This is a genomic window from Kitasatospora sp. NPDC057595, assembly GCF_042800875.1.
Classification (GTDB): domain Bacteria; phylum Actinomycetota; class Actinomycetes; order Streptomycetales; family Streptomycetaceae; genus Kitasatospora.
Genome location: NZ_JBHVGL010000004.1, coordinates 272,112 through 293,302, shown reverse-complemented (window position 1 = coordinate 293,302; position 21,191 = coordinate 272,112). Strand labels below are relative to the sequence as shown.

At 72.2% G+C, this 21,191-nt stretch carries 14 protein-coding genes; 8 read left to right on the top strand and 6 right to left on the bottom strand.

Annotated features, from left to right (window positions below; all coding sequences use genetic code 11):
- Positions 1–7: 7 nt before the first annotated feature.
- On the bottom strand, positions 8–805 hold the full coding sequence (locus ACFU9E_RS09595) for an SDR family NAD(P)-dependent oxidoreductase (RefSeq protein ID WP_380686613.1): 798 nt from the start codon (positions 803–805) through the stop codon (positions 8–10).
- A gap of 136 nt (positions 806–941) precedes the next feature.
- Here ACFU9E_RS09595 and ACFU9E_RS09590 point away from each other — a divergent pair, with 136 nt between their 5' ends.
- The 5 genes from ACFU9E_RS09590 (at position 942) to ACFU9E_RS09570 (ending at position 5,540) form a co-directional block, all read left to right on the top strand.
- Entirely contained in the window at positions 942–1,535 is a 594-nt protein-coding gene (locus tag ACFU9E_RS09590) for a TetR/AcrR family transcriptional regulator (protein WP_380686616.1), read from the top strand.
- Between the two features lie 231 nt (positions 1,536–1,766).
- On the top strand, positions 1,767–2,972 hold the full coding sequence (locus tag ACFU9E_RS09585; protein ID WP_380686618.1) for a cytochrome P450: 1,206 nt from the start codon (positions 1,767–1,769) through the stop codon (positions 2,970–2,972).
- A gap of 99 nt (positions 2,973–3,071) precedes the next feature.
- Positions 3,072–4,232, top strand: a complete 1,161-nt coding sequence (locus ACFU9E_RS09580) for a type III polyketide synthase (RefSeq protein ID WP_380686621.1) — start codon at positions 3,072–3,074, stop codon at positions 4,230–4,232.
- Positions 4,229–4,966 carry an NUDIX domain-containing protein gene (locus tag ACFU9E_RS09575; protein ID WP_380686623.1) on the top strand — a complete coding sequence of 246 codons (738 nt, stop codon included), beginning with the start codon at positions 4,229–4,231 and terminating at the stop codon, positions 4,964–4,966. The genes ACFU9E_RS09580 and ACFU9E_RS09575 overlap by 4 nt, the downstream gene beginning before the upstream one ends.
- 151 nt (positions 4,967–5,117) lie before the next feature.
- Complete coding sequence (locus ACFU9E_RS09570; RefSeq protein WP_380686625.1) at positions 5,118–5,540, top strand: SHOCT domain-containing protein; 423 nt, start codon at positions 5,118–5,120, stop codon at positions 5,538–5,540.
- Positions 5,541–5,635: 95 nt separating this feature from the next.
- On the opposite strand, the gene ACFU9E_RS09565 is transcribed toward ACFU9E_RS09570, so the two are convergent.
- Complete coding sequence (locus ACFU9E_RS09565; RefSeq protein ID WP_380682047.1) at positions 5,636–8,104, bottom strand: Tex family protein; 2,469 nt, start codon at positions 8,102–8,104, stop codon at positions 5,636–5,638.
- A gap of 118 nt (positions 8,105–8,222) precedes the next feature.
- A complete protein-coding gene (locus tag ACFU9E_RS09560) occupies positions 8,223–8,609 on the bottom strand; it encodes a hypothetical protein (RefSeq protein ID WP_380682046.1) in 387 nt (128 codons plus the stop codon).
- 64 nt (positions 8,610–8,673) lie between these two features.
- Here ACFU9E_RS09560 and ACFU9E_RS09555 point away from each other — a divergent pair, with 64 nt between their 5' ends.
- The gene (locus ACFU9E_RS09555; RefSeq protein ID WP_380682045.1) at positions 8,674–9,639 is read left to right on the top strand and encodes an aminoglycoside phosphotransferase family protein; all 966 of its coding nucleotides are present in this window, start codon (positions 8,674–8,676) and stop codon (positions 9,637–9,639) included.
- A 64-nt stretch (positions 9,640–9,703) separates the two neighbouring features.
- On the opposite strand, the gene ACFU9E_RS09550 is transcribed toward ACFU9E_RS09555, so the two are convergent.
- The 3 genes from ACFU9E_RS09550 to ACFU9E_RS09540 form a co-directional block, all read right to left on the bottom strand.
- Positions 9,704–10,891 (bottom strand): FHA domain-containing protein, encoded by a 1,188-nt coding sequence (locus ACFU9E_RS09550; protein WP_380682044.1) that lies wholly within the window; start codon positions 10,889–10,891, stop codon positions 9,704–9,706.
- A 117-nt stretch (positions 10,892–11,008) separates the two neighbouring features.
- Entirely contained in the window at positions 11,009–11,233 is a 225-nt protein-coding gene (locus tag ACFU9E_RS09545) for a hypothetical protein (protein ID WP_380682043.1), read from the bottom strand.
- Between the two features lie 265 nt (positions 11,234–11,498).
- Positions 11,499–19,184: a ricin-type beta-trefoil lectin domain protein gene (locus ACFU9E_RS09540; protein ID WP_380682042.1), complete on the bottom strand. Its 7,686-nt coding sequence runs from the start codon at positions 19,182–19,184 to the stop codon at positions 11,499–11,501.
- Between the two features lie 368 nt (positions 19,185–19,552).
- Here ACFU9E_RS09540 and ACFU9E_RS09535 point away from each other — a divergent pair, with 368 nt between their 5' ends.
- Together ACFU9E_RS09535 and ACFU9E_RS09530 are read left to right on the top strand one after the other, a co-directional pair.
- A complete protein-coding gene (locus ACFU9E_RS09535) occupies positions 19,553–20,284 on the top strand; it encodes a tyrosine-protein phosphatase (protein ID WP_380682041.1) in 732 nt (243 codons plus the stop codon).
- Between the two features lie 360 nt (positions 20,285–20,644).
- Positions 20,645–21,091 (top strand): hypothetical protein, encoded by a 447-nt coding sequence (locus ACFU9E_RS09530; RefSeq protein ID WP_380682040.1) that lies wholly within the window; start codon positions 20,645–20,647, stop codon positions 21,089–21,091.
- Positions 21,092–21,191: the final 100 nt, after the last annotated feature.

The following is a 21,191-nucleotide window of genomic DNA, read 5'->3' as shown; positions in this document are numbered from 1 at the left end:
GCGGGCCTCAGACCGCCATCGCGTCCCGGACACCGCGCGACAACCGCTCGGCCACCGCGGCGACCAGAGCGCGCGGGCGGCGCGGGGCGAGGTGGGCGCCGAACTGGTTGCTCGGGCCGGGGACGACGTAGGAACGGCCGGCGTCCAGGGCCCGCAGTGCGGCCCGGACGACCGGCTCCGGGGTGGTGAACGCACCCGTGACCGCGGCCTTCCGGGTACCGATGACGTCGAAGAACCCGGTCTCCACGGGCCCGGGGCACAGGGCCAGGACGCGGATGCCGCGCCGCCGGTACTCCTGGCGCAGCGCGAGGCTGAAGTTGAGCACGAAGCTCTTCGACGAGCCGTAGACGGCGAAGTACGGAGTCGGCTGGAAGGCCGCCGTGGACGCCACGTTGAGCACCGCGCCGCGGCCGCGCGCGAGCATGCCGGGCAGCAGTTCATGGGTGAGGCCGACGAGCGCGACGACGTTGACCATCAGCTGGTCGTGGTCGCTCCGCGGGTCGATCGTCCCGAACGAACCGCAGGTGCCGAAGCCGGCGTTGTTGACCAGCAGGTCCACCGTCAGGCCGCGCTCGGCGAGTTCGGCACCCGTCCGGCGGGCGGCGTCGGGCTCGGAGAGGTCCTGGACGAGGACGTGGGCGGTGACGCCGTGGGCCTTGCCGAGGCGTTCCGCGAGGTCCCGCAGGCGGTCGGCGGAGCGGGCGACCAGCACGAGGTCGTGGCCGCGCGCGGCGAGCTGGGCGGCGAACTCGGCGCCGAGGCCGGAGGAGGCGCCGGTGATCAGAGCAGTGGTGGCCGTACGCACAGTGTGCTCCTTGTCTCGCAAGATGTGACACGAGAGTATCGGATAACCATAGATGTGCGACACCACTGTTTCACTTATTGGGCGACCCGTTCCCCCGCTGTACCGTTCCCCGGTACGTCAGAGCTGGAGGCACACGATGAGCAACACGTCCGGGCGCCCGCTGCGCGCCGACGCCGAACGCAGCATCCGCGCGATCCTCGCGGCGGCGGAACGCGTCCTCGCGCAGACCCCGGGCGCCTCCATGGAGCAGATCGCGGAGGCCGCCGGCGTCACCCGGACCACCGTCCACCGCCGGTTCGCCAACCGCCAGGCCCTGATCGACGCGCTCACCGCCGAGGCCGCCGCCAAGCTCGCCGAAGCCATCGAGGACGGCCACCCGGAGACCGCGCCGCCACTGGTCGCGCTGCACCGGACGACGGCCAATGTGCTGCGGGTGAAGGCCGCCTGGGGCTTCGCGCTCGGGCCCGCGGTCGCCCACAGCGAGGAGGCCGCGCGGACGCACCGCGAGATCGCCGGCCGCTGCCTCGAACTGCTCGGCCGGATCCGCGAGCAGGGCGTGATCGCCGCGGACGCGGACCTGGAGTGGGTGCGCCGGGTCTTCTACGCGCTCATCGGCGAGGCCCTGCACGGCGACGTCGGCACGACGGCCGTCGACGCCGATCCGGACACCCTGGCGGCCCGGATCGTCGATACCCTGCTGCACGGCGCGGGGCCGCGCACCGCGCGCTGACCCGACCGCCGGCGCGCGGGCCGACGCGCTCACCGTTCCGCCCGTCCGGCCCGTCGGCCGCCGGGCCTCGCATCCCCAACTCCCCTATATCGCATGACAATCCTCCATATCACTCGATAGGGGGAACTATCGCCTGTGTCCCCACTTTTGCGGCCCGATGGGGCAACATCAGCACGTCCGCGCTCGAACGACCTCCGTCCGGGCGGCAGAACCGGCCCCTGGGACCAGCCCGTGACTACCTCCGCCCCCGTGTGGGACTGCCCCTTCAACCACACCGACGGCCTGGAGTTCGACCCCCTGCTCAAGCGTCTGCTGACCGAGGAGCCGATCGCCAGGATCCGTCTGCCGCACGGCGAGGGCGAGGCCTGGCTCGCCACCCGCTACGAGGACGTCCGGGTGGTCACCACCGACCGCCGGTTCAGCCGCGCCGCGGGCATCGGCCGTGACCTGCCCCGGATGACGCCCGCGCCGATCGCGCAGGTCGAGTCGATCAACCTGATGGACCCGCCGGCCCACAACCGGCTCCGCCGCCTGGTCGCCCAGGGCTTCACCAACCGCCAGGTGGAGCGGATGCGCCCGCACACCCAGCGCGTCGTCGACGGCTACTTCGACGAGATGGAGGAGCACGGCGCCCCCGCCGACCTCGTCGCCCACCTCTCCGCCCGGCTGCCGCTCACCACCATCTGCGAGCTGCTCGACATCCCCGCCGAGGACCGCGCCGAACTCCGCGGCCACGCCGTCGCGATGATGTCCATGGGCCCCGGCAGCGGCGCCGGCCAGGTCAACGCCAAGGCCGCCCTGCGCGCCTACTTCTCCGAGCTCACCGCCGCTCGCCGCCGCTCGCCCGGCGAGGACCTCATCAGCGCGCTCGCCACCGCCCGCGACGGCGACGAGCTGCTGGACGACGACGAACTCGCCGTCATGGCCATGGTCCTGCTGGTCACCGGCCACGACACCAGCACCTACGAGCTCTCCAACATCACCTACACCCTGCTCACCCACCCCGAGCAGCTGGCCAAGCTGCGCGCGCAGCCCGACCTGCTGCCGCGCGCCCTGGAGGAGCTGCTGCGCTTCATCCCGTTCCGCCAGGGCGTGGGCATCGCCCGGGTCGCCACCGAGGACGTCGAGCTCGGCGGCGTGCTGATCAAGGCCGGCGAGCCGGTGCACGTCTCCTACCTGGCCGCCAACCGCGACCCCGCGATGTACGAGCGGCCCGACGAGCTGGACCTCGACCGCGGCGCGCCCACCCACATGACCTTCGGCTACGGCACCCACCACTGCCTCGGCTCCCACCTGGCCCGGATGGAGCTCCAGGTGGCCATCGGCACCCTGCTGAACCGGTTCCCCGGGCTGCGGCTCGCCGTGCCGCCCGCCGAGCTGGACTGGCAGACCGGCTCGATCTGGCGCTACCCGCGGACCCTGCCGGTCGCCTGGTGACCACCGTCCGGTGACCACCGCCCGGCGACCGCCCCGCGGTGACGTCCCACCGTACCCGGCCGCGTCCATCGGCCACTTGCCCGTTCGGAGACCTCCCCCATGGCCACACTCTGCCGCCCCGCCATCGCCGTGCCCGAGCACGTCATCACGCTCGACCAGACCCTCGATCTGGCCCGCGCCCTGCACGCCGAGCACCCGCAACTCGGCCTCGCGCTGCGGCTGATCGAGAACACCGGGGTACGGACCAGGCACCTGGTCCAGCCCATCGAGGAGACCCTGCAGCACCCTGGCTTCACCGCCCGCAACGCCGTCTACGAGCGGGAGGCCAAGCGCCGCGTGCCCGAGGTGGTCCAGCGCGCCCTCGACCACGCCGAACTCGCCGCCCGGGACGTCGACCTCATCCTCTACGTGTCCTGCACCGGCTTCATGATGCCCTCGCTGACGGCGTGGCTGATCAACTCCATGGGGTTCCGCTCCGACACCCGGCAGCTGCCGATCGCCCAGCTCGGCTGCGCGGCCGGCGGCGCCGCCGTCAACCGGGCGCACGACTTCTGCCGCGCCTACCCCGGCGCCAACGTGCTCATCGTGGCCTGCGAGTTCTGCTCGCTCTGCTACCAGCCCAGCGACGTCGGGGTCGGCTCGCTGCTCTCCAACGGGCTGTTCGGCGACGCGATCGCCGCCGTCGTACTGCGCGGCCGCGGCGGTACCGGCGTCCACCTGGAGCGCAACGGCTCGCACCTGGTGCCGGACACCGAGAACTGGATCTCCTACGGGGTCAAGGACACCGGGTTCCACTTCCAGCTCGACAAACGCGTCCCCGGCACCATGGAGATGCTCGCCCCCGCCCTGCGCGCGCTGGCCGTCGAGCACGCCTGGAACGTCTCCGGCCTCGGCTTCTACATCGTGCACGCGGGCGGCCCGCGGATCCTGGACGACCTCTGCCGCTTCCTCAACCTGGAGCCGGCCGCGTTCCGCTTCTCCCGGGCCACGCTCACCGAGCGCGGCAACATCGCCAGCGCCGTGGTCTTCGACGCGCTGGCCCGGATGTTCGACGAGGGCGGGGTCGAGGACGGCACCCAGGGACTCATCGCGGGCTTCGGCCCGGGCATCACCGCCGAGATCTCGCTGGGCAGTTGGGTCGGCAGGCCACTGGAGACGGTGGCCGCGCGCGTTCCGCGCGCGATCGACACCTCGGAGTTGACGATCGCTCACCAGACAGCCCCCCTGCCGCGTCCGGCCGGGACTACGATCACCGAATGACCGATACCACGGATGCCACGGGTACCACCGGCACCACCGACAGCACCACCATCGAGGGGGCCGGCGGGTCACCGAACGGCGCCGGAGCCCCGTCGATCCCAAGACCGGCCGGCCCCGCCGACGCCGAGCGGGACGAAGCCGGCCGGAACGACGCCGAGCGGGCCGCCGCCCACCGGGCCGAGGCCGGCCGGGCCGCCGAGCTGGCCGCGCTCTTCCCCACCCTGCACGCCCCGCAGTACTGGGACTGGGGCCGCTACGACGCCCAGTTCTCCACCGTCCTGCCGCCGGACGAGCTGGTCACCAACATCCACCTGGTGGGGTTCACCGACGGTGGCCGGGTGGTGCTCTGCCGCGACGAGCGCGACCACTGGTTCCTGCCCGGCGGCACCCGCGAGAGCGGCGAGTCGGTGGCCTCCTGCCTGGTCCGCGAGCTGCGCGAGGAGGCCGGCGCCCGGCTGCTGGGCGAGCCGGTCTGGCTGGGCGCGCACCGCTGCGTGACCGACGACCCGGTGCCCTACCGGCCGTGGCAGCCGCACCCCGAGAAGGCCTGGCTCTGGGGCTGGGCCGAGGTCGCGGTGGACTCCGTCCCGACCAACCCGGACGACGGCGAGCAGGTCGTCGAGGTCCGTGCGGCGGAGCCGACCGAGGCGCAGCGGCTGCTGCTGACCGGCCGCGACGCGTGGTGGGGCGAGCTGATCGAGCTGGCGGTCGAGCTGCGGTCGCATCCGCGCTGATCCGCGATTGTTCCCGCCACCTCGGGTGAACACCGGGGGACGGCCGGAAGACCACCGGAATGGCGCAGCAGCGGGCCGCGATGTCCGATATCCGGTGATATGACTCGAAGGGACTCGGGTCCCTCTCGGGCCCGCACCGACGGGAGCCGTCATGGACAACTACCCGCTGCTCAACATCTTCTGGACGATGCTGGAGCTGTTCCTCTGGATCCTCTGGTTCTTCCTGCTCTTCAAGATCATCACGGACATCTTCCGCAGCCACGACATGGGCGGCTGGGCCAAGGCCGGCTGGCTGCTCCTGGTGATCCTGCTGCCGCTGATCGGCGTGCTGGTCTACGTCATCGTGCGCGGCAAGAGCATGGGCCAACGCGACCTCGAACAGGCCCAGAAGGCGGACGCCGCGTTCAAGGCGTACATCCGGGACGCGGCGGGCCCGGCGCCGGGGACGGAGCCCGGGGAGGGGGCGCCCGCCCGGAGCCACGTCGACGACCTGGCCAGGCTGGCCGACCTCAAGTCCAGCGGGGCGATCTCCGAGGAGGAGTACCAGAAGGCCAAGGACAAGCTGCTGGTGTGACGCCGGCCGGCGCGGCGGCGGCGGTGGAGCAGGAGCGGTGGTGGCCGGTGGACGGGTGTCCACCGGCCACCGGCCACCGGCCACCGCTCTGATGCTCAGCGCCGCCCGGAGCGACGGTCGCCGCGGCGGTCGTCCGCCGCGCCGCCGCCGGCCAGCCCGGCCCGGCGCAGCGCGTCCGCCATGGCGCTGTTGCCCAGCGGCGCCGAGCCGCCGGAGCCACCGCGGTCACCACGGTCGCGGCGGTCCTGCCCGCGCCCGCCGCCCTGACCGCCGCCCTGACCGCCGCGCCGCTCCTGGCGCGGCGGACGGGCCTGCCGGTCGCCGCCGCGCCCGCCGCTCTCGCCGCCGCGCCCCACCTCGTCGTCCAGCCGCAGGGTGAGCCCGATCCGCTTGCGCGGCACGTCCACCGAGGTCACCCGGACGGTCACGATGTCGCCCGGCTTCACCACCTCGCGCGGGTCCTTGACGAAGTTCTTCGACAGCGCCGACACGTGCACCAGACCGTCCTGGTGCACGCCCACGTCGACGAAGGCGCCGAACGCGGCCACGTTCGTGACCACGCCCTCCAGCACCATGCCGACCTCCAGGTCGCCGATCTTGTCGACGCCCTCCTTGAAGGTCGCGGTGCGGAACGCCGGGCGCGGGTCGCGGCCCGGCTTGTCCAGCTCGCCGAGGATGTCGGTGACGGTCGGGACGCCGAAGGTGTCGTCGGCGAAGTCGCCCGGCCGCAGGGCGCGCAGCTTCCCGCTGTTGCCGATCAGCTCGCGCAGCTCCCCGCCGGTCGCGGCGAGGATGCGGCGCACCACCGGGTACGCCTCCGGGTGCACGCTGGAGGCGTCCAGCGGGTCGTCGCCGCCCGGGATCCGCAGGAAGCCCGCGCACTGCTCGAAGGCCTTCGGACCGAGCCGGGACACGTCCTTGAGCGCCCTACGGGTGCGGAACGGGCCATTGGCGTCACGGTGGGCGACGATGTTGTCCGCGAGGGTGCCGGTGATGCCGGAGACCCGGGTCAGCAGCGGGGCGGAGGCGGTGTTGACGTCCACGCCGACCGCGTTGACGCAGTCCTCGACCACCGCGTCCAGCGAACGGGAGAGCTTCACCTCGCTCAGGTCGTGCTGGTACTGGCCGACGCCGATCGACTTGGGGTCGATCTTGACCAGTTCGGCCAGCGGGTCCTGGAGCCGGCGGGCGATCGAGACCGCGCCGCGGATCGACACGTCGAGGTCCGGCAGCTCCTGCGAGGCGAAGGCGGACGCCGAGTAGACCGAGGCCCCGGCCTCGCTGACCATCGCCTTGGTGAGCTTCAGCTCCGGGTGGCGCTTGATGAGGTCCTCGGCGAGCTTGTCGGTCTCCCGGGAGGCGGTGCCGTTGCCGATCGCCACCAGGTCGACGTCGTGCTTCTTCGCCAGCGCGGCCAGCGTCGCCAGCGCGGCGTCCCACTTGTTGGCCGGCTGGTGCGGGTAGATCGTCTCGTACGCGACCACCTTGCCGGTGGCGTCCACCACGGCGACCTTCACGCCGGTGCGGAAGCCCGGGTCCAGGCCCATGGTGGCGCGGGTGCCGGCCGGGGCGGCGAGCAGCAGGTCCCGCAGGTTGGCGGCGAAGACCCGGACCGCCTCGTCCTCGGCCTCCGCGCGCAGCCGGCCGCGCAGGTCGATGCCGAGCCGGACCAGGATCCGGGTGCGCCAGGCCCAGCGGACGGTGTCGCCGAGCCACTTGTCGGCCGGGCGGCCGTGGTCGGCGATGCCGAAGCGGGCGGCGATCCGCTGCTCGTAGTCGCTCGCGCCGGGCAGGTCGCCGGCCTCCTCGCCGTCGTACGGGGACAGGTCGAGGTCCAGCACCTCCTCCTTCTCGCCGCGCAGCATCGCCAGGATCCGGTGCGAGGGGAGCTTGGTGTACGGCTCGGCGAAGTCGAAGTAGTCGGCGAACTTCGCGCCCTCCTGCTCCTTGCCCTCGCGGACGGTGGCGACCATCCGGCCGCGGGTCCACATCCGCTCGCGCAGCGAGCCGACCAGGTCGGCGTCCTCGCCGAACCGCTCGACCAGGATCGCCCGGGCGCCCTCCAGCGCGGCCGGCGCGTCGGCCACCGACTCGTTCAGGTAGCCGGCCGCCAGCGCCGCCGGGTCCTGCGACGGGTCGGCGAGCAGGGTGTCGGCCAGCGGTTCGAGACCGGCCTCGCGGGCGATCTGCGCCTTGGTGCGCCGCTTCGGCTTGAACGGCAGGTAGATGTCCTCCAGCCGCGCCTTGGAGTCGGCGGCCAGGACCTGCGCGCGCAGCGCGTCGTCCAGCTTGCCCTGCGCCTCGATCGACTCCAGTACGGCGGTGCGCCGCTCCTCCAGCTCGCGCAGGTAACGCAGCCGCTCCTCCAGGGTGCGCAGCTGCGCGTCGTCCAGCGAGCCGGTGACCTCCTTGCGGTAGCGGGCCACGAACGGCACCGTCGCGCCGCCGTCCAGCAGCTCGACCGCCGACTTCACCTGCCCCTCGCGGACGCCCAGTTCCTCGGCGATCTTCCGCTCGATCGCCTGCTGGGCCTGCTGGGCCGCCTGTTCGACTGGCGTGGTCACGAAGCCGGTCACCTTCTTCAGAGTTGCTGTCCGTACCCGGGCATTCTCGCAGCAACCCCCGACACCCCGCCCCGCCCCCGGCACCCCGGGCGTGGCGCGCCGGGGGCTCCGGCCGTGGTCAGCAGCCGTCGTCGACGGTGCGCTCCGGGGAACCGTCCGGACCGAGCCCGATCAGCACGGTCTCCTTCTCCTCCACCAGCCTGATCCGGTCCGGGCCGTCCCGGGCGACCTCGGGCCCGCCCTGCCGGTCGCCGTTGACGTACACGAGGTGCCAACGGCGGGTGAGCACGATCCTGACCGGCAGCCACCAGCGCGAGAACAGGACGCCGCCGAAGAACAGCGCCAGCACCGGCCTTCCGAGGAACGCGGGGTGGTCCAGCCGGTCGCGCAGCACCAGCAGCCCGCCGGAGCCGCTGTTGACCCGGCCGAGGACGGCGGCTCCGGCCAGCGCGGCCGCGAGCCCGAGCGCCCCCCACGAAACCCAACGCCCCCGCGAAATCCTCATGTTCTCACCCTGGTGTTCGAAATCCACCTGAGCGCGGGGCCCCTCCCGGCGTACAGTGCCGGGCATGTGCGCAGCCGCTCGGACGCCCGACCACCTGCACGACGACGACCACCCGTACGACCCTCTGCACGACCCGCTGCACGACCGTCTCCACGACGACGAACCCGCCATCGACACCGGCCTGGTGAGGCGCCTGCTCGCCGCCCAGTTCCCGCACTGGAAGGGCCTGCCGCTGGCGCCGGCGGGCTTCACGGCCACCGACAACGCGATGTTCCGGCTCGGCCCCGAACTCGCCGTCCGCCTCCCCCGGGCGGCCTGGGCCGCCGGGAACCTCGGGCGCGAGCAGCACTGGCTCCCCCGCCTCGCCCGGCACCTGCCGGTGCCCGTCCCGGCGCCGGTCGGCCAGGGCCGACCGACCGTCGGCTACCCCTGGAACTGGTCGGTGCTGCGCTGGCTGGACGGCGCCAACCCGGCCCCGGGTTCCATCCCCAACCCCGTCCAACTCGCCTACGACCTCGCCGACTTCCTCACCGCGCTGCGCGGCGTCGAGCCGGCCCCGGGCGCCCCCGCCGCGCTGCGCGGCGGACCGCTGGCCGGCCGTGACGCCGCCACCCGGGCCGCCATCGGACGGCTGCGCGGGGTGATCGACACCGAGACGGCGACCACCCTGTGGGACAAGGCGCTGCGACTGCCCGGGCACACCGGTCCGGCGGTCTGGGTACACGGCGACCTCACGCCGGGCAACCTGCTGGTCACCGGCCAACGGCTGAGCGCGGTCCTGGACTTCGGCCTGCTGGGTGTCGGCGACCCGACCGTCGACCTGCTGCCCGCCTGGAGCCTGCTGCCGCCCAGCGCCCGCCCGGCCTTCCGCAGCTCCCTGGCCGTCGACGACGCCACCTGGGAGCGCGGCCGCGCCTGGGCGCTGTCCCTGGCTCTCGTCCAACTGCCCTACTACCGCACCACCAACCCGCCGCTGGCCGCCAACGCCCGGCACATCGTCCGGGAGATCCTGGCGGACCGCAGCGTGTGACCCCGGCGCGCGACGGCAGCGCACGGCGGCAGCGCGTGACCCCGGTGTCCGCCCCCGGCCCCGGTCAGATGAAGCGCGTCGGCTCGGCGGCCCCCGGCGGCAACGGCGTGCGGGCCGACTCCGACTGCCAGGCCCCGGCCAGCTCGGCCGGGAAGCGGCGGCCACTGCGGGTCAGCACCAGCCCGGGTGTCAACTCGACCTCGTCGCCCGGGCGGAACGGCCGGTCGGCGCCCGGTGGGAGCCGCTCCCACGGGCCCAGGTGGCCGCGCCGCCCGGCCGCGCGCAGCCGGCTGCCGTACGTGCTGGCGTCCCGTACGGTCACCGCGCCGCCGCGCACCGAGACCACCAGGTGGCGTCGGCTGACCAGGGCCGCCCGCTCGGCCGGCAGCAGGCCGAGCAGCGCGATGGCGTCCTCCGCCACCACCGGCGCCCGGCCGACCGCCGTCCGCGACCCCTCGTCCAGCGTGTACCGGGCCACGCACTCCCCGTCCAGCACCACCTTGACCTGCGCGGCACCGGGCCGGGCCCCGTCGTCGAGCAGCGGCGTCCCGTGCAGTTCGCAGGTGGGCACGCCCCGGCGCATCCGGGGCAGCATCACCCGCCCGCCGCGGTGCGGGCTGTACAGGGTGCAGCGGGCCTCCGGGCAGCGCCACGCCCGTCCGACCACCTCGACCAGCGGCTTGCGGGCGGCCGTCAGCAGTCCCTGCTTCTTCAGCGCGGACAGCTCCATCTTCTTGGAGATCTCCGCGCCCGTCCGGTACCCCATGTCCAGCGGCACCAGCCGCACCGCGCCGCGCCCGGCCGCCTCCGGCCGCAGGAACTGCCAGGTGTTGCCCTGGATCCACGGGTGCTCGATCCGGTGGTCGTCGTAGTGGTCGGCGGTGACCACCTGGATCCCGGTCATACCGGCGATCTCCAGCACCCGTTCGTCGGCGTCCGGCACCTCCTCCACCAGCCCCTCGGCGACCCAGCGCGCCAGGGTCCGGCCGTCCGCCGCGTCCTCGAACTCCCGCCGCCCGCCCAGCAGACTGCGGTCGGCCACGCAGTAGACCGCGACGTCCCGGTCCCCGGTCAGCCGCACCAGCGCGTCCACCACCAGCCCCAGCCGGTGCAGCGACCGCGCCGCGGAGCCGCCGAGGTCGGTCCGCCGCACGACGTTGGAGAGTTCGACCAGATAGTCCGCCCGGTCGGCGGAGGTGGCGAGGTTGCGGTCGAGGGCGCGGAACGAAGGGCGTTCGGGGCGGTGCTCCATGGAGGCCTCCGTGCGGTCGGCGTGCACGGGGCGGACCGGGACGAACCGTCCGTCCCCACGCCCCGTCACAACGCCTCCATCATGACCCAGGGCCTCCGGCGACGGGCCGCAACAGCCCTATCGCCTGGTCCAGCGCCAGTAGTTGGTCAGCCCCAGCCCCGCCCCCGCGAGCACCGCACCCACGACGATCAGCGGCACCAGGCCGGTGGCGATCGCGAGGATGAGCACGGCGCCCCCGCTGGGCAGCAGCCAGCGGAACCACGGTTCGCCCGCGACCCGCGTCGCGTCCCAGACGCAGGCGCCGAGTATGGCGAGCAGGATGAGGAAACTTCCGACCGGCATGCCTTGAGGTGTCAGAGTCGCCGCCAGCCACATGGTCTTCGTCCTTCCCGAGCTTGTGGAGGAACCGGTCTCCACGGCCGCTCCCGATCAGGTGTCGCCGGCTCCAAGAGTGCGGGCCGGACGCCTTCCGGCGCCCGGCCCGCCTTGTGTTCACCCTCTGCGCGAGGAGCGTGGATCACGATCCGGTTCTGGTCGGACTGCGACGGGTCCGCGGCCGGCGATCACGGGGCCGAGGTCCGAACGAGTCCAAAGAGCCCAGTGGATCTTACCATCCCAAAATACTCCAGGTATATCCGATGAACTGCCGGAAGAACCGGGCCTGACCGAGGCGGGTGCCCATGGCCAGCCCCAGGGTGAGCATGCGGTTGCCGAACATGCCCACCGCGCGGACGGCCTTGAGCTTGTACCCGATGAAGTCCATGCCGAGTCCGACGCCGAACTTGGCGGTGGACTTCCACGAGTAGTCACCACCCCTCACGTAGTTGTACGTCCGGTTCGCCGCCGACACACCGAAGGCGATGCCGCCGGCCACCGCGCAGGCGCCGGCGCTGGCGACGGTGCAGGCCGTGAAGGCCGCGGCCGCGGTGATCTTGCCCCGGTTGTCCCAGGTCCACTTCGCCGCCGCCTTGACCTTGCTGGCCCCTCGGCAGGAACCGTTCGGGTTCTTGCCGAAGGCGCACCAGCGGCCGTCGAGGTCGTACTGCCCCAGCGGGTCGCCGTAGACGTAGTCGTAGGAGTTGGCACTGCCCCCGTAGACCGGGTCCACGGACAGGAAGCGACCGCTGGCGGGGTTGTAGAGGCGCACGCCCATGAGGACGACGCCGTCCAGCGTCTCGGCGGAACGCTGCTTGCCGCCGAGCCAGCCGTAGCGGACGGCGGCCTGGCCGGCCGCCGGGTTGCCGAACTCGTCGGCGTCCAGCAGCACCGGTGCGGTCAGCGCGGTGTCGGTGACGAGCACCACCGAGCCGAACAGGTTGGTGAGCTGGAGCCTGACCACGCCCTGGTTGGTGGCGGTCGCGGACAGGTCGCCGTCGACACCGGGGACGTTGCGGGTCCAGGCGCCGGTGGCGGTGTCCTCGACGGTCCACCGCGGGCTGTCCGCGCTGCCGCCGTAGTGGTTGAGCTTGCCGGCGCCGCCGGCCCAGGTGCCGTCGGCCTGCTTGACGGCGGTGGTGCTGCCGCTGATCCGGCCGCCAGGGTCGACGGTCCAGGTCTGCCGGGTGGTCGCGGTCTCCTGGGAGGCCACCAGGTCGTCGACCCGGTAGCCGACGGCCGTACCGGACGGCGTCCGCACCGTGCGGCCGAACGCGTCGTAGGCGTAGCCCGGGTCGGTGATCCGGTCCGCGCTGTCGTACGCCGACGCGGTGGTCGTGGCACCGGCGGTGGTGCAGGTGCCGTCGCCGGCCGGGCCGGAGACCGCCTTCGCGGTGCGGTTGTAGTGGACGTCGTAGCTGTAGGTGCGGGTGGTGCAGCCGGCGGCGGCCGTGGACTGCTCCGCCTTGGTCAGCCGGCCGAGGCGGTCGTAGCCGTAGGCCTTGGTGCCGTTGGTGCTGCTGTCCTTGACGACCTGGGTCTGGGTGGAGAGTTCGGAGCTCTGCGCCCAGACGACCTTGCCGTCCGAGGCCCGGGTGTAGCTGCGGGCGACGGCCTTGCCGGAGGCGTTCAGGGTGTCCTTGCGGACGATGCCACCCGGGTAGGTCTGCTCGACGAGCTGGCCGTCCGGGCTGTACTTGGCCGTGAACTCACCGGCCTTGCTGTCGCTCACCGAGGTGAGCAGACCGCGCGGCTCCTTGGCCCGGTCGTAGGTGTAGGCGGCCGTACCGGTCGGGTCGGTGACCTTCACCGGCTTGCCGAACTTGTCGTACTCCGTGGTGGTGGTCGCGCCGTCCGCGTCGGTGTACGAGATCACCCGGCCGAGGACGTCCTTCACCGTGGTGATCGACTTGCCCGCCGCCGAGTTCGTGGTCGCCTCACCCGTCGCCGGGTCGTACGCCACCGTCACCTTCGGGACCGCGAGGCCCTCGTCACCGGTGACCTCCGTGGACACCACCCGGTCGGTGGTGTCGTAGGCGGTGACGGTCTTCCGGGTCTTGCCCGCGTTGGTCTCCACGACCTCCTCGGGACGGCCGGTGCGCGAGTAGCGGGTGGTCTGCTTGACCGGCAGCGTGGTCGGCATCCGCGCCGCGTCCGCGCCCGTCACCGCCGCTCCCGGACCGCTCGTGCACTGCAGTCCCGCCCACTCGGGACGGTTGGCGCAGGCCGGGTCGGCGGCGTTCGCGCCCGCCGTGTAGTACACGGACTTCACCGTGGCGGCGTCCGCCTCGGTGTTGCCCGGGACCCGCACCTCCTCGGCGCGGCCCTGCGTGTCGAACCGGCTGGTGGTGGTGAGCTTGGCGCCCAGCGCGTCGGTGGTCACCGAGGTCGCCTTCTTCACCGTCCAGCCGGCGGTGCCGCCGATCGGGGTGCCGTAGCCGGTCCTGGTGACCCGCAGCTCCGCGTCGTCGGCGTAGCCGTCGATCCGGGCGCCGTCGGTCTGGGTGGTGACCAGGTGGTAGGCCCGGCCGTCGGGCTTGCCCTCGTCGTAGGTGCTGGTGTTGTGGTCACGGACCACCACGGACGTCCCGGCGGCGAGCGTCGGGTTGACGGTGCTCTTGGTCAGCGTCACGGTGTCCAGGCCGGCGTGGTAGCGCTCGCCGGTGCTGGCCGGGTTGGTGCCGGTGATGGTGATCTTCAGCTCGTGGTCACCACGCGCCAGCCGGATCGCCTGGCCGGTCGCGTACGGGACCACCGCCGGGTTCGCGGAGTAGGTGTCGATCGGCTGGCCGAGGTTCTGCCCGTCGATCGCGAACTGCACGATGCCGTGGTCGTTGTACTTGGTCAGCTGACCGGAGAGCAGGTACTCGCCCTCCTCCGGCACGCTGACCCGCACCACGTCGTAGCCGCCGGCCGCGGTGGCCCGCACGCTCAGGTGCGCACCGCCCGACCAGGTCAGGCCGCAGCAGTCGGTGTCGATCTTGACCGGCACGTTCGCGCCGAGTTGCGGCAGCTTCTCGGCCTCCGCCGTGACGGTGGCCGGGGTGGTCTGGCCGTTGACCTGCTCGGCGAGCGAGGCGCGGTAGACCGGGCCGAGCGTCTCGACGACGTCCTGGCCGTCCGGGCTGTAGCCGGTACGGGTGTCCAGCAGCCGGGCGCGGGCGGCGGAGTCGGCCGGGAGGTTCAGCTCGGTCGCGTACCGGGCCGCGTCCGGGTGGGTCCCGAGCGCGATCGAGCGGTTGGTCGCCTCCAGGGCCCGCACGACGTGGCCGTAGCGGTCGTACTCCTTGGTGTCGATGTCACCGCCCGGAGTGACCGACGGGGTGGCGGTGTTGACCTCCTGGCCGTTGGCGTTGAGGTAGTGCACGGTGGCCGGCTTGTAGCCGTCCTTGCCCGGCTTCACGGCGGTCGCCGTGTTGGTGCCCGGATCGTCCTCGGGATCGAAGACGGCGGTGGCGTCAGTCGGAGCGTCCAGCTGGGCCCACTTGGCCACCTCCGCGCCGGACAGGTCGTACGGACCGCCCGCGCCGACGGTCAGCGGCACGTCGTAGACGACGTTGGTCGCGGTCTCGCCGTTGACCTGGTCCTTGCTGCCCTGCGTCAGGGCGGCACGGCGGACCTTCAGCAGGCGCCCCGGGTCCTGGTCGGCCGCGGCCTTGCCGAAGTCGAAGTTCCACGGCAGCTGACCCGCCGGGGTGATCCGGGTGACCCGGCCCGCGTCGTCGTAGCCGTACGTGGTCTTCAGCGGCTGCGCCAGGCGCGGGTCCCAGGTCTCGGCGAGGCGGCCCTTGTCGTCGTACGCGTAGTGCGCGACCTCGACGGCCTCCTCCTTCGAGGTCGCCGGGTTCCACGACCACAGCTTGACGGCCTTCACCCGGTCGATGAAGTCACCGGGTGCGGCGGCCGTGGCGGTGGTCACCTTGGCGTACTCGTACTCCATGACCTCGCAGCCGCGCGGCAGCGGGTCCACCGAGCACCGGTTGACGTCGTCCACGCCCGGCTCGACCGGCGGGATCACGCGCTTGACCAGGGCCCGGCCGTCGGTGATGTCGTACAGGTAGCGGGTCGCCGACGGGGCACCCGGACCGGTCTCGCTGACCACCTGGTAGCTGTTCGCCCCGGCCTGCTGGGCGAAGACCGTCTTGGTCCCGTTCAGTTCGGTCAGCTCGTAGGTGGTGGCGTTGGTCTGCACGTTCCAGACCTGGTTCGGACCGGCCCAGCAGACCCAGATGGTGGCGCCGTTGTAGGCGTCCAGGCACTTGCCGGACTGCTGGTTCAGCAGCTGGCCGTCGGTGCGCACGTCCCACTTCTGGTTGGTGCCGCCGTTGCAGTCCCAGAGCACGATCCGGGTGTTGTCGTCGACCGCGCCCCAGGGGTTGTCCAGGCACCGGCCGAGGATCTGGATGCGCTGCTGGTCGTCACGGGTCCACTGCTGGTTGGTGGCACCGGTGCACGGCGCCGTCTGCAGCACCGCTCCGTTGCCGGCGTCGCCGTTCGGCACCTCCAGGCACAGACCGTTGGCGGACAGCGAGATCGAACCCGCCGTCGCCGGGACGGCCTTGAGCGAGAAGGACTCCGCGCCCGGCTCCGGGAAGAACGTGCCGTCGGAGCCCTTGGCGAAGGTCAGCGTGCCGTCGTCGTTGCCCTTGATCTCGACCAGGTCCGACTGCGGGAACGACAGCGAACGGAAGTCGGAACCGCCGCCCGCGTCCGGACCGCCGGCCCACTGCGGACCGAACGGCGCGACGATCTCCTTCATCGACAGGTCGTCGAAGAAGACCTGCTTGTCCGCCGCGGTGAAGCCGTTGTAGAGGCGGAAGAACGCCTCGGTGGCGTCCGCCGGAACGGCCAGGTCGACGCTGAGCTGCTGCCAGCCGTCGGTGAAGCCCGCCTTGGCCGAGGTGGTCTTGGCGTAGCCGGCCCCGGTCTTCACAAAACCGACGAGCCGCAGGCCGCGATCCCCGAAGTCCGGGTTCAGACCGGTCGAGCCCGGCACGTAGATCCAGCCGGTCAGCCGGTAGGTGCGGCCCGGCTTCATGCCGAGCGCCATGGTGTTGTCCGGACCGACACCCGCGTAGGAGTCGATCTGGCCGGTCGGTGTGATCAGCAGCGAGTCGGTCGAGCTGTCGTGGCCGCGCGCGGTGGAGCGCGACAGCGTCGCCAGGCCGGCCGAGAACCCGTTGGTGTCGGTGCCGACCTGCCGCTGGTTGGCCGTCAGGCGCTCGCCCTGCGGCTGCCAACCGCGGTCGGTGCCGCGCGAGGAGGAGGTGCGGGTGACGGACATGCCGGACGCGGTGACGTCGGTCCGGTTGGTGCTGTAGTCACCGGTGAGCAGGTTGACCGAGCCCGGGCCCGCGTCGGCGCCCGCGGCGCCGTCCGCGTTGCGGTCCACGGTCAGGGTGTTCCAGACGGTGGTGTAACCGGTGCCGGAGCCGTCCTCGGGGAACAGCCTGGCGCGCACCTGGAGGACACCGCCGACGTTGCCGAGGGTGTCCAGGACGTTCCAGTTGGCGTGCGGGCCGAGGTCCGCCAGCCGCGGCCGGTCCTCGGTGACCGGGGTGTTGTCGGCCTTGGTCAGGTTGACGCGCGGCACCGTGTACTCGGTGGCGCCGGGGCCGCGGCGGTACTCGTAGACCACCCGCTTGAACTGCGCCTGGGCGTCGACGGCCAGCTTGACGCGCTTGGCCGCCTGGGTGCCGTTGACCGGCGAGCTGATGCCGGCCTGGCCGACGTGGAACACGTACTCGGCGGGCGGGGAGAGATTGCCCGCGCGGTCCTTGGCCTGCACGCTGAGCACGCGCCGGCCCTCGGTGGTCGGGGTGATCGACGTGGTCAGCGCCGCCGTGGCGTTGACGGTGACCGCGGTGCCGCCGTCCAGGGTGTAGACGTAGGCGGTCAGGTCGTCGGTACCGGCGGCCGGGGTGAAGGTGAACGAACCCGCCTGGTTGGCCGCACCGTGCCACAGCGAGTCCGCCGGGTAGTCGGCGGAGGTGACGAACGGCGTGCCGGGCGCCACGGTGTCCACCACGAACGGGGTGGTCACCCAGTTCGAGCGGGACTTGCCGTCGTCCAGCATCGAGGAGATCGAGTACTGCACGCCCTCGTCGAGCTTGGCGATCCCGAAGTCGGACGCCTTGACGGAGGCCCAGGAACCGCTCGGCGTGTCCTTGGGGATGCTGCCGATGAAGGTGCCGCCGCGCCACAGGTCGAAGTAGACCTTGACGTTGTCACCGTCGTCGTCCGCCGCCTGCGCCAGGAAGCGCGGGTTGGCGTCCGAGACGTACTTCGGGGTGCCCGGCTGGGACGGCTGGATCTCGACCGACGCGGGGGTCCGCGGGACCGAGTTGTAGGTGACCGAGATGTACGGCGGGGCCGAGCTCTGGGCGGAACCGAACTTCTTCCAGGAGAGGCTGCTGTTCTCGTCCGTCGCCTTCAGCATGAAGCCGTAGTCGTTGGAACCGTACTGCGCGAAGTACCGGATCATCTCCGTGACGTCGGTGTTGGTCCAGCCGGACCCGTCCGGAGCCGCGCACTGGTGGGCGTCGCCGCCGTCGACGTCGTAGGTCTCGTACGTCCGGGTCCACATCTGGCCCCACTGGGGCTCGTTGCCCCACCGGGTCCACCAGGCCGCGCCGCCCGCGTTCCAGACCTCCCACTGCTTCGGGGTGCAGGAGGAGGAGTGGAAGTTGTACAGGTGCAGCTTGGCGTCGATGATCTGCTTGCCGTTGAACGACCCGCCCGGGATCGTCACGTACGAGCGTGCCTTGACGCTGCCGTTGTAGCTGCCCAGCTTGAGCTCGTCCGAGCCGGAGGCGTCGAAGTTCTCGTTGTTCTGGACGTAGGTGTCGAAGGTGCTGCCGATGTCCACGACCGGGTCGATGGTCACCGGGTACTGGGTCTTCGCGTCGGCCAGGAACGCCGCGTCCGGGGTGAACACCAGCTCGGTGTCCGCGCCCTCACCGCGCACCTGCATCGTCACCGGGGCCCGGTTGAGGTGCTCGCCCGAGGCCTCGTCGAGCGCCGCGTCCCACATCACGGGGGCTGGGATCTTGACGGCCTCCTTGCCGGTCGCCCTGTCCAGCAGCTGGATCGAACCGTCCTGCTGCGGGGCGACGTTCAGGCCGGTGGTGTCCAGCGGGATGGTGACCGCGCCGGTCTGCCCGACGGCGGAACGATCCTTCACGATCAGGAACTGCTCGAAGCCGGTGCGGGTCGCCTTCAGCACCAGGTCCACGCCCGGGCGGGCGTCGACGTACGTCGCCTGGCTGCCCTCCAGCTTCGGCTTCGGGAGCCTGCCGAGCCAGCCGAAGCCGACCTGCTGCCCACCGGTGCCGATCTTCACCAGCTCCCGCTCGGCGGGCCCGGACTCCGGTGCCCCGGCGGCCGCCGACGCCCCCTTCGCGAGTGCCCCGGTGCCCGGCGCGCTGTCGCCCACCGTCACCCCGGCCTCGCCGCCGGCCAGCACCAGCCCGCCGGGGTGCGCCTTCGGCGCCACCTTGCCGTCGGGGGTCTGCACCAGCGTGGTGTCGACCTCCACCCAGTCCTTGCCGTCCTTGCCGGCCTTCATCCGGATCTGCCCGGTGGACCGGTCGGCGGTCAGCGTCCCGTCCGGGTTCGCCCACAGCGTGGTGAACTCCGTCCGGGCCCCGGTCACCTCGATCCGGTGCCCCTGGAGCCGGGCCGCCAGCAGCGCCGAGGCCTCGTCGGGCGCCTCGTCGGTCGGCGTGGCGGGCGCCTGCGGACTCTTCGGATCCGCCGGCTTCGGCGCCGCGGACGCCGAGGAGGCGGTCAGCGCCTGGGCGGCCACACCGCCCTGCACCAGCAGGCCGAGCGTCAGAGCGGCCGATATCGGCCTTCTCCAGCGCGCGGTGGAAGTCCCGTCCGCGGCTGCGGAGGGAGTCTTGGAACGTCGCAACATCAGTTCCTCTTCGGAGAGGGTGCCATGACTGTTCAGGCCCTCTGGCCCGCCGGAGGATCTCCCCAGTCGCACACGTCCCAGTGGTGCTCACCCGTATCGATTCGATAACGATGAATCGCACACGACCAACTTCTGATGTCATGTCATGTCACCGATGCATATGGGTGGTTTGCACCCGTTCCGCCGGGGGCTCGGGCGCCGTGGCCGTCGCCGGGGCCGGCGACGGCCACGAAGGCGAAGGCGGCACCCCGGCCGGCGCGAGGAGTTCGAGGAGTCCTTCCCGGGCCTGCTCGACGCGCTGATCGCGGCGCCCCAGCGCCGCCGAGCCCGGCCGACGGGGTACCCGACGGGCCCAGTAGGGTGCGAACATGACACGCCATCTGGACTTCGAGGGCCCGTACAACTTCCGCGATCTGGGCGGCTATCCGGCCGCCGAGGGACGGACGGTCCGCTGGGGGCTGCTCTACCGCTCCTCCTCGCTCGCCAGGCTCACCTCGGCCGCCGACCAGGAGCGGTTCCGGGCCCTGGACATCGGCACCGTGATCGATCTGCGCTACCCCTGGGAGATCGACCGCCGGGGGCGGATACCGGAGCTGAAGGGCGTCGCGTACCACAACCTGTCGATCGAGCACCGGCCGTACGACCAGGCCGAGATCGACCCGGGGCTCGACCCGTGGCGGTACCTGGCGGACCGGTTCGCCGAGGTGGCCGAGGACGGCGTCGCGGAGATCCGCGACGCCCTGGAGCTGATCGCCGGGGCCGAGCGGCCGGTGGTCTTCCACTGCGCCGCCGGCAAGGACCGCACCGGACTGATCGCCGCCCTGGTGCTCAGCCTGCTCGGCGTCGGCGAGGACGACGTGGCCGCCGACTTCGCGCTCACCGAGCTCGTCACCGCCCGGCTGGTGGAGGACTGGCGCGCCGCCAACCCGGGGCGCACGCTGCGCTGGCCCGCCTTCGGGCGCGCGCCGGAGGAGGTGATCCGGCTCGCGCTCGCGGACCTGACCGCCGCGCACGGCTCGGTCCACGGCTACGCCACCGACCGGCTGGGCGTCGACGAGGAGCTGATCGGCCGGCTGCGGACCCGGCTGCTCACGGCGTAGCCCGGCGGCGGCGGAAACCGGCCAGCACCCGACCAGAACGACAATCGCATGAAAAAGAAATCAATCGTCCGAAGAATCAAAAACAGGCAAGGCTGATCGATACTCGACCGAAAGAATCCAGGAAAGGGAATTTTCGACAAACGTCGATCAGCCTCTTGCCAAGGCCTGGATCCTCAGCCTCACCAGGCCGAATGGCCGAAAAAAATAGTGCTGGGCGCCTGTTCGTGCACGCTAAGGTCATTTCCGTGGCGGCTCGGCCGATCGGGTGACCGCGACCTTTCGGGTCGAACCTCCGCTCGTTTCCTTTTGCCTGCATGACTCCGCCCGCCCGGCGGCGTCACCGAAATGATCGGACGGAATATGCACGCAAAGAACCGCGCCGACCGTCCCCGCCCCGCCGGCCGCCCCCGCCGCACCGACCGCGCGCTCGTCCGAGGCGTCCTGGTCGCCACCGCACTGCTCGGGTTCTCAAGTGCCGCCCCCGCGCTCGCCGAGGGCTCCTGGACGTCCTACATCAGCAACTGGGGGCCCGGCTCGGAGTCCCGCCGCTGGGAGGACGCCGACCGGGACGACGTCGTCACCTCCGTCACCTTCCAGGGCTGCGCGACCGCCACCGAGGACTTCAAGGACGCCGACCTCCAGCTCTACAAGGACGTCTTCGGCCCCGACAAGGCCTACGGCCACCGCACCAACCACTGCGGCACCTCCGGCTGGGGCGACCAGAGCGCCGGCAGCTACTACTTCGTACTCGAAGGCGTGCGCAGCGGCGGCAAGCTCTGGGTGGACACCGTCACCACCCGGTACTGACCCCGCCCCCTCGTCCCCTGACCCACCGGCCCCCGACCCGCCGCCCCTTGACCCTCGCCCCGGCCGTGGTTCCGGCGGACACGCCCGTCCGCCGGCGCCC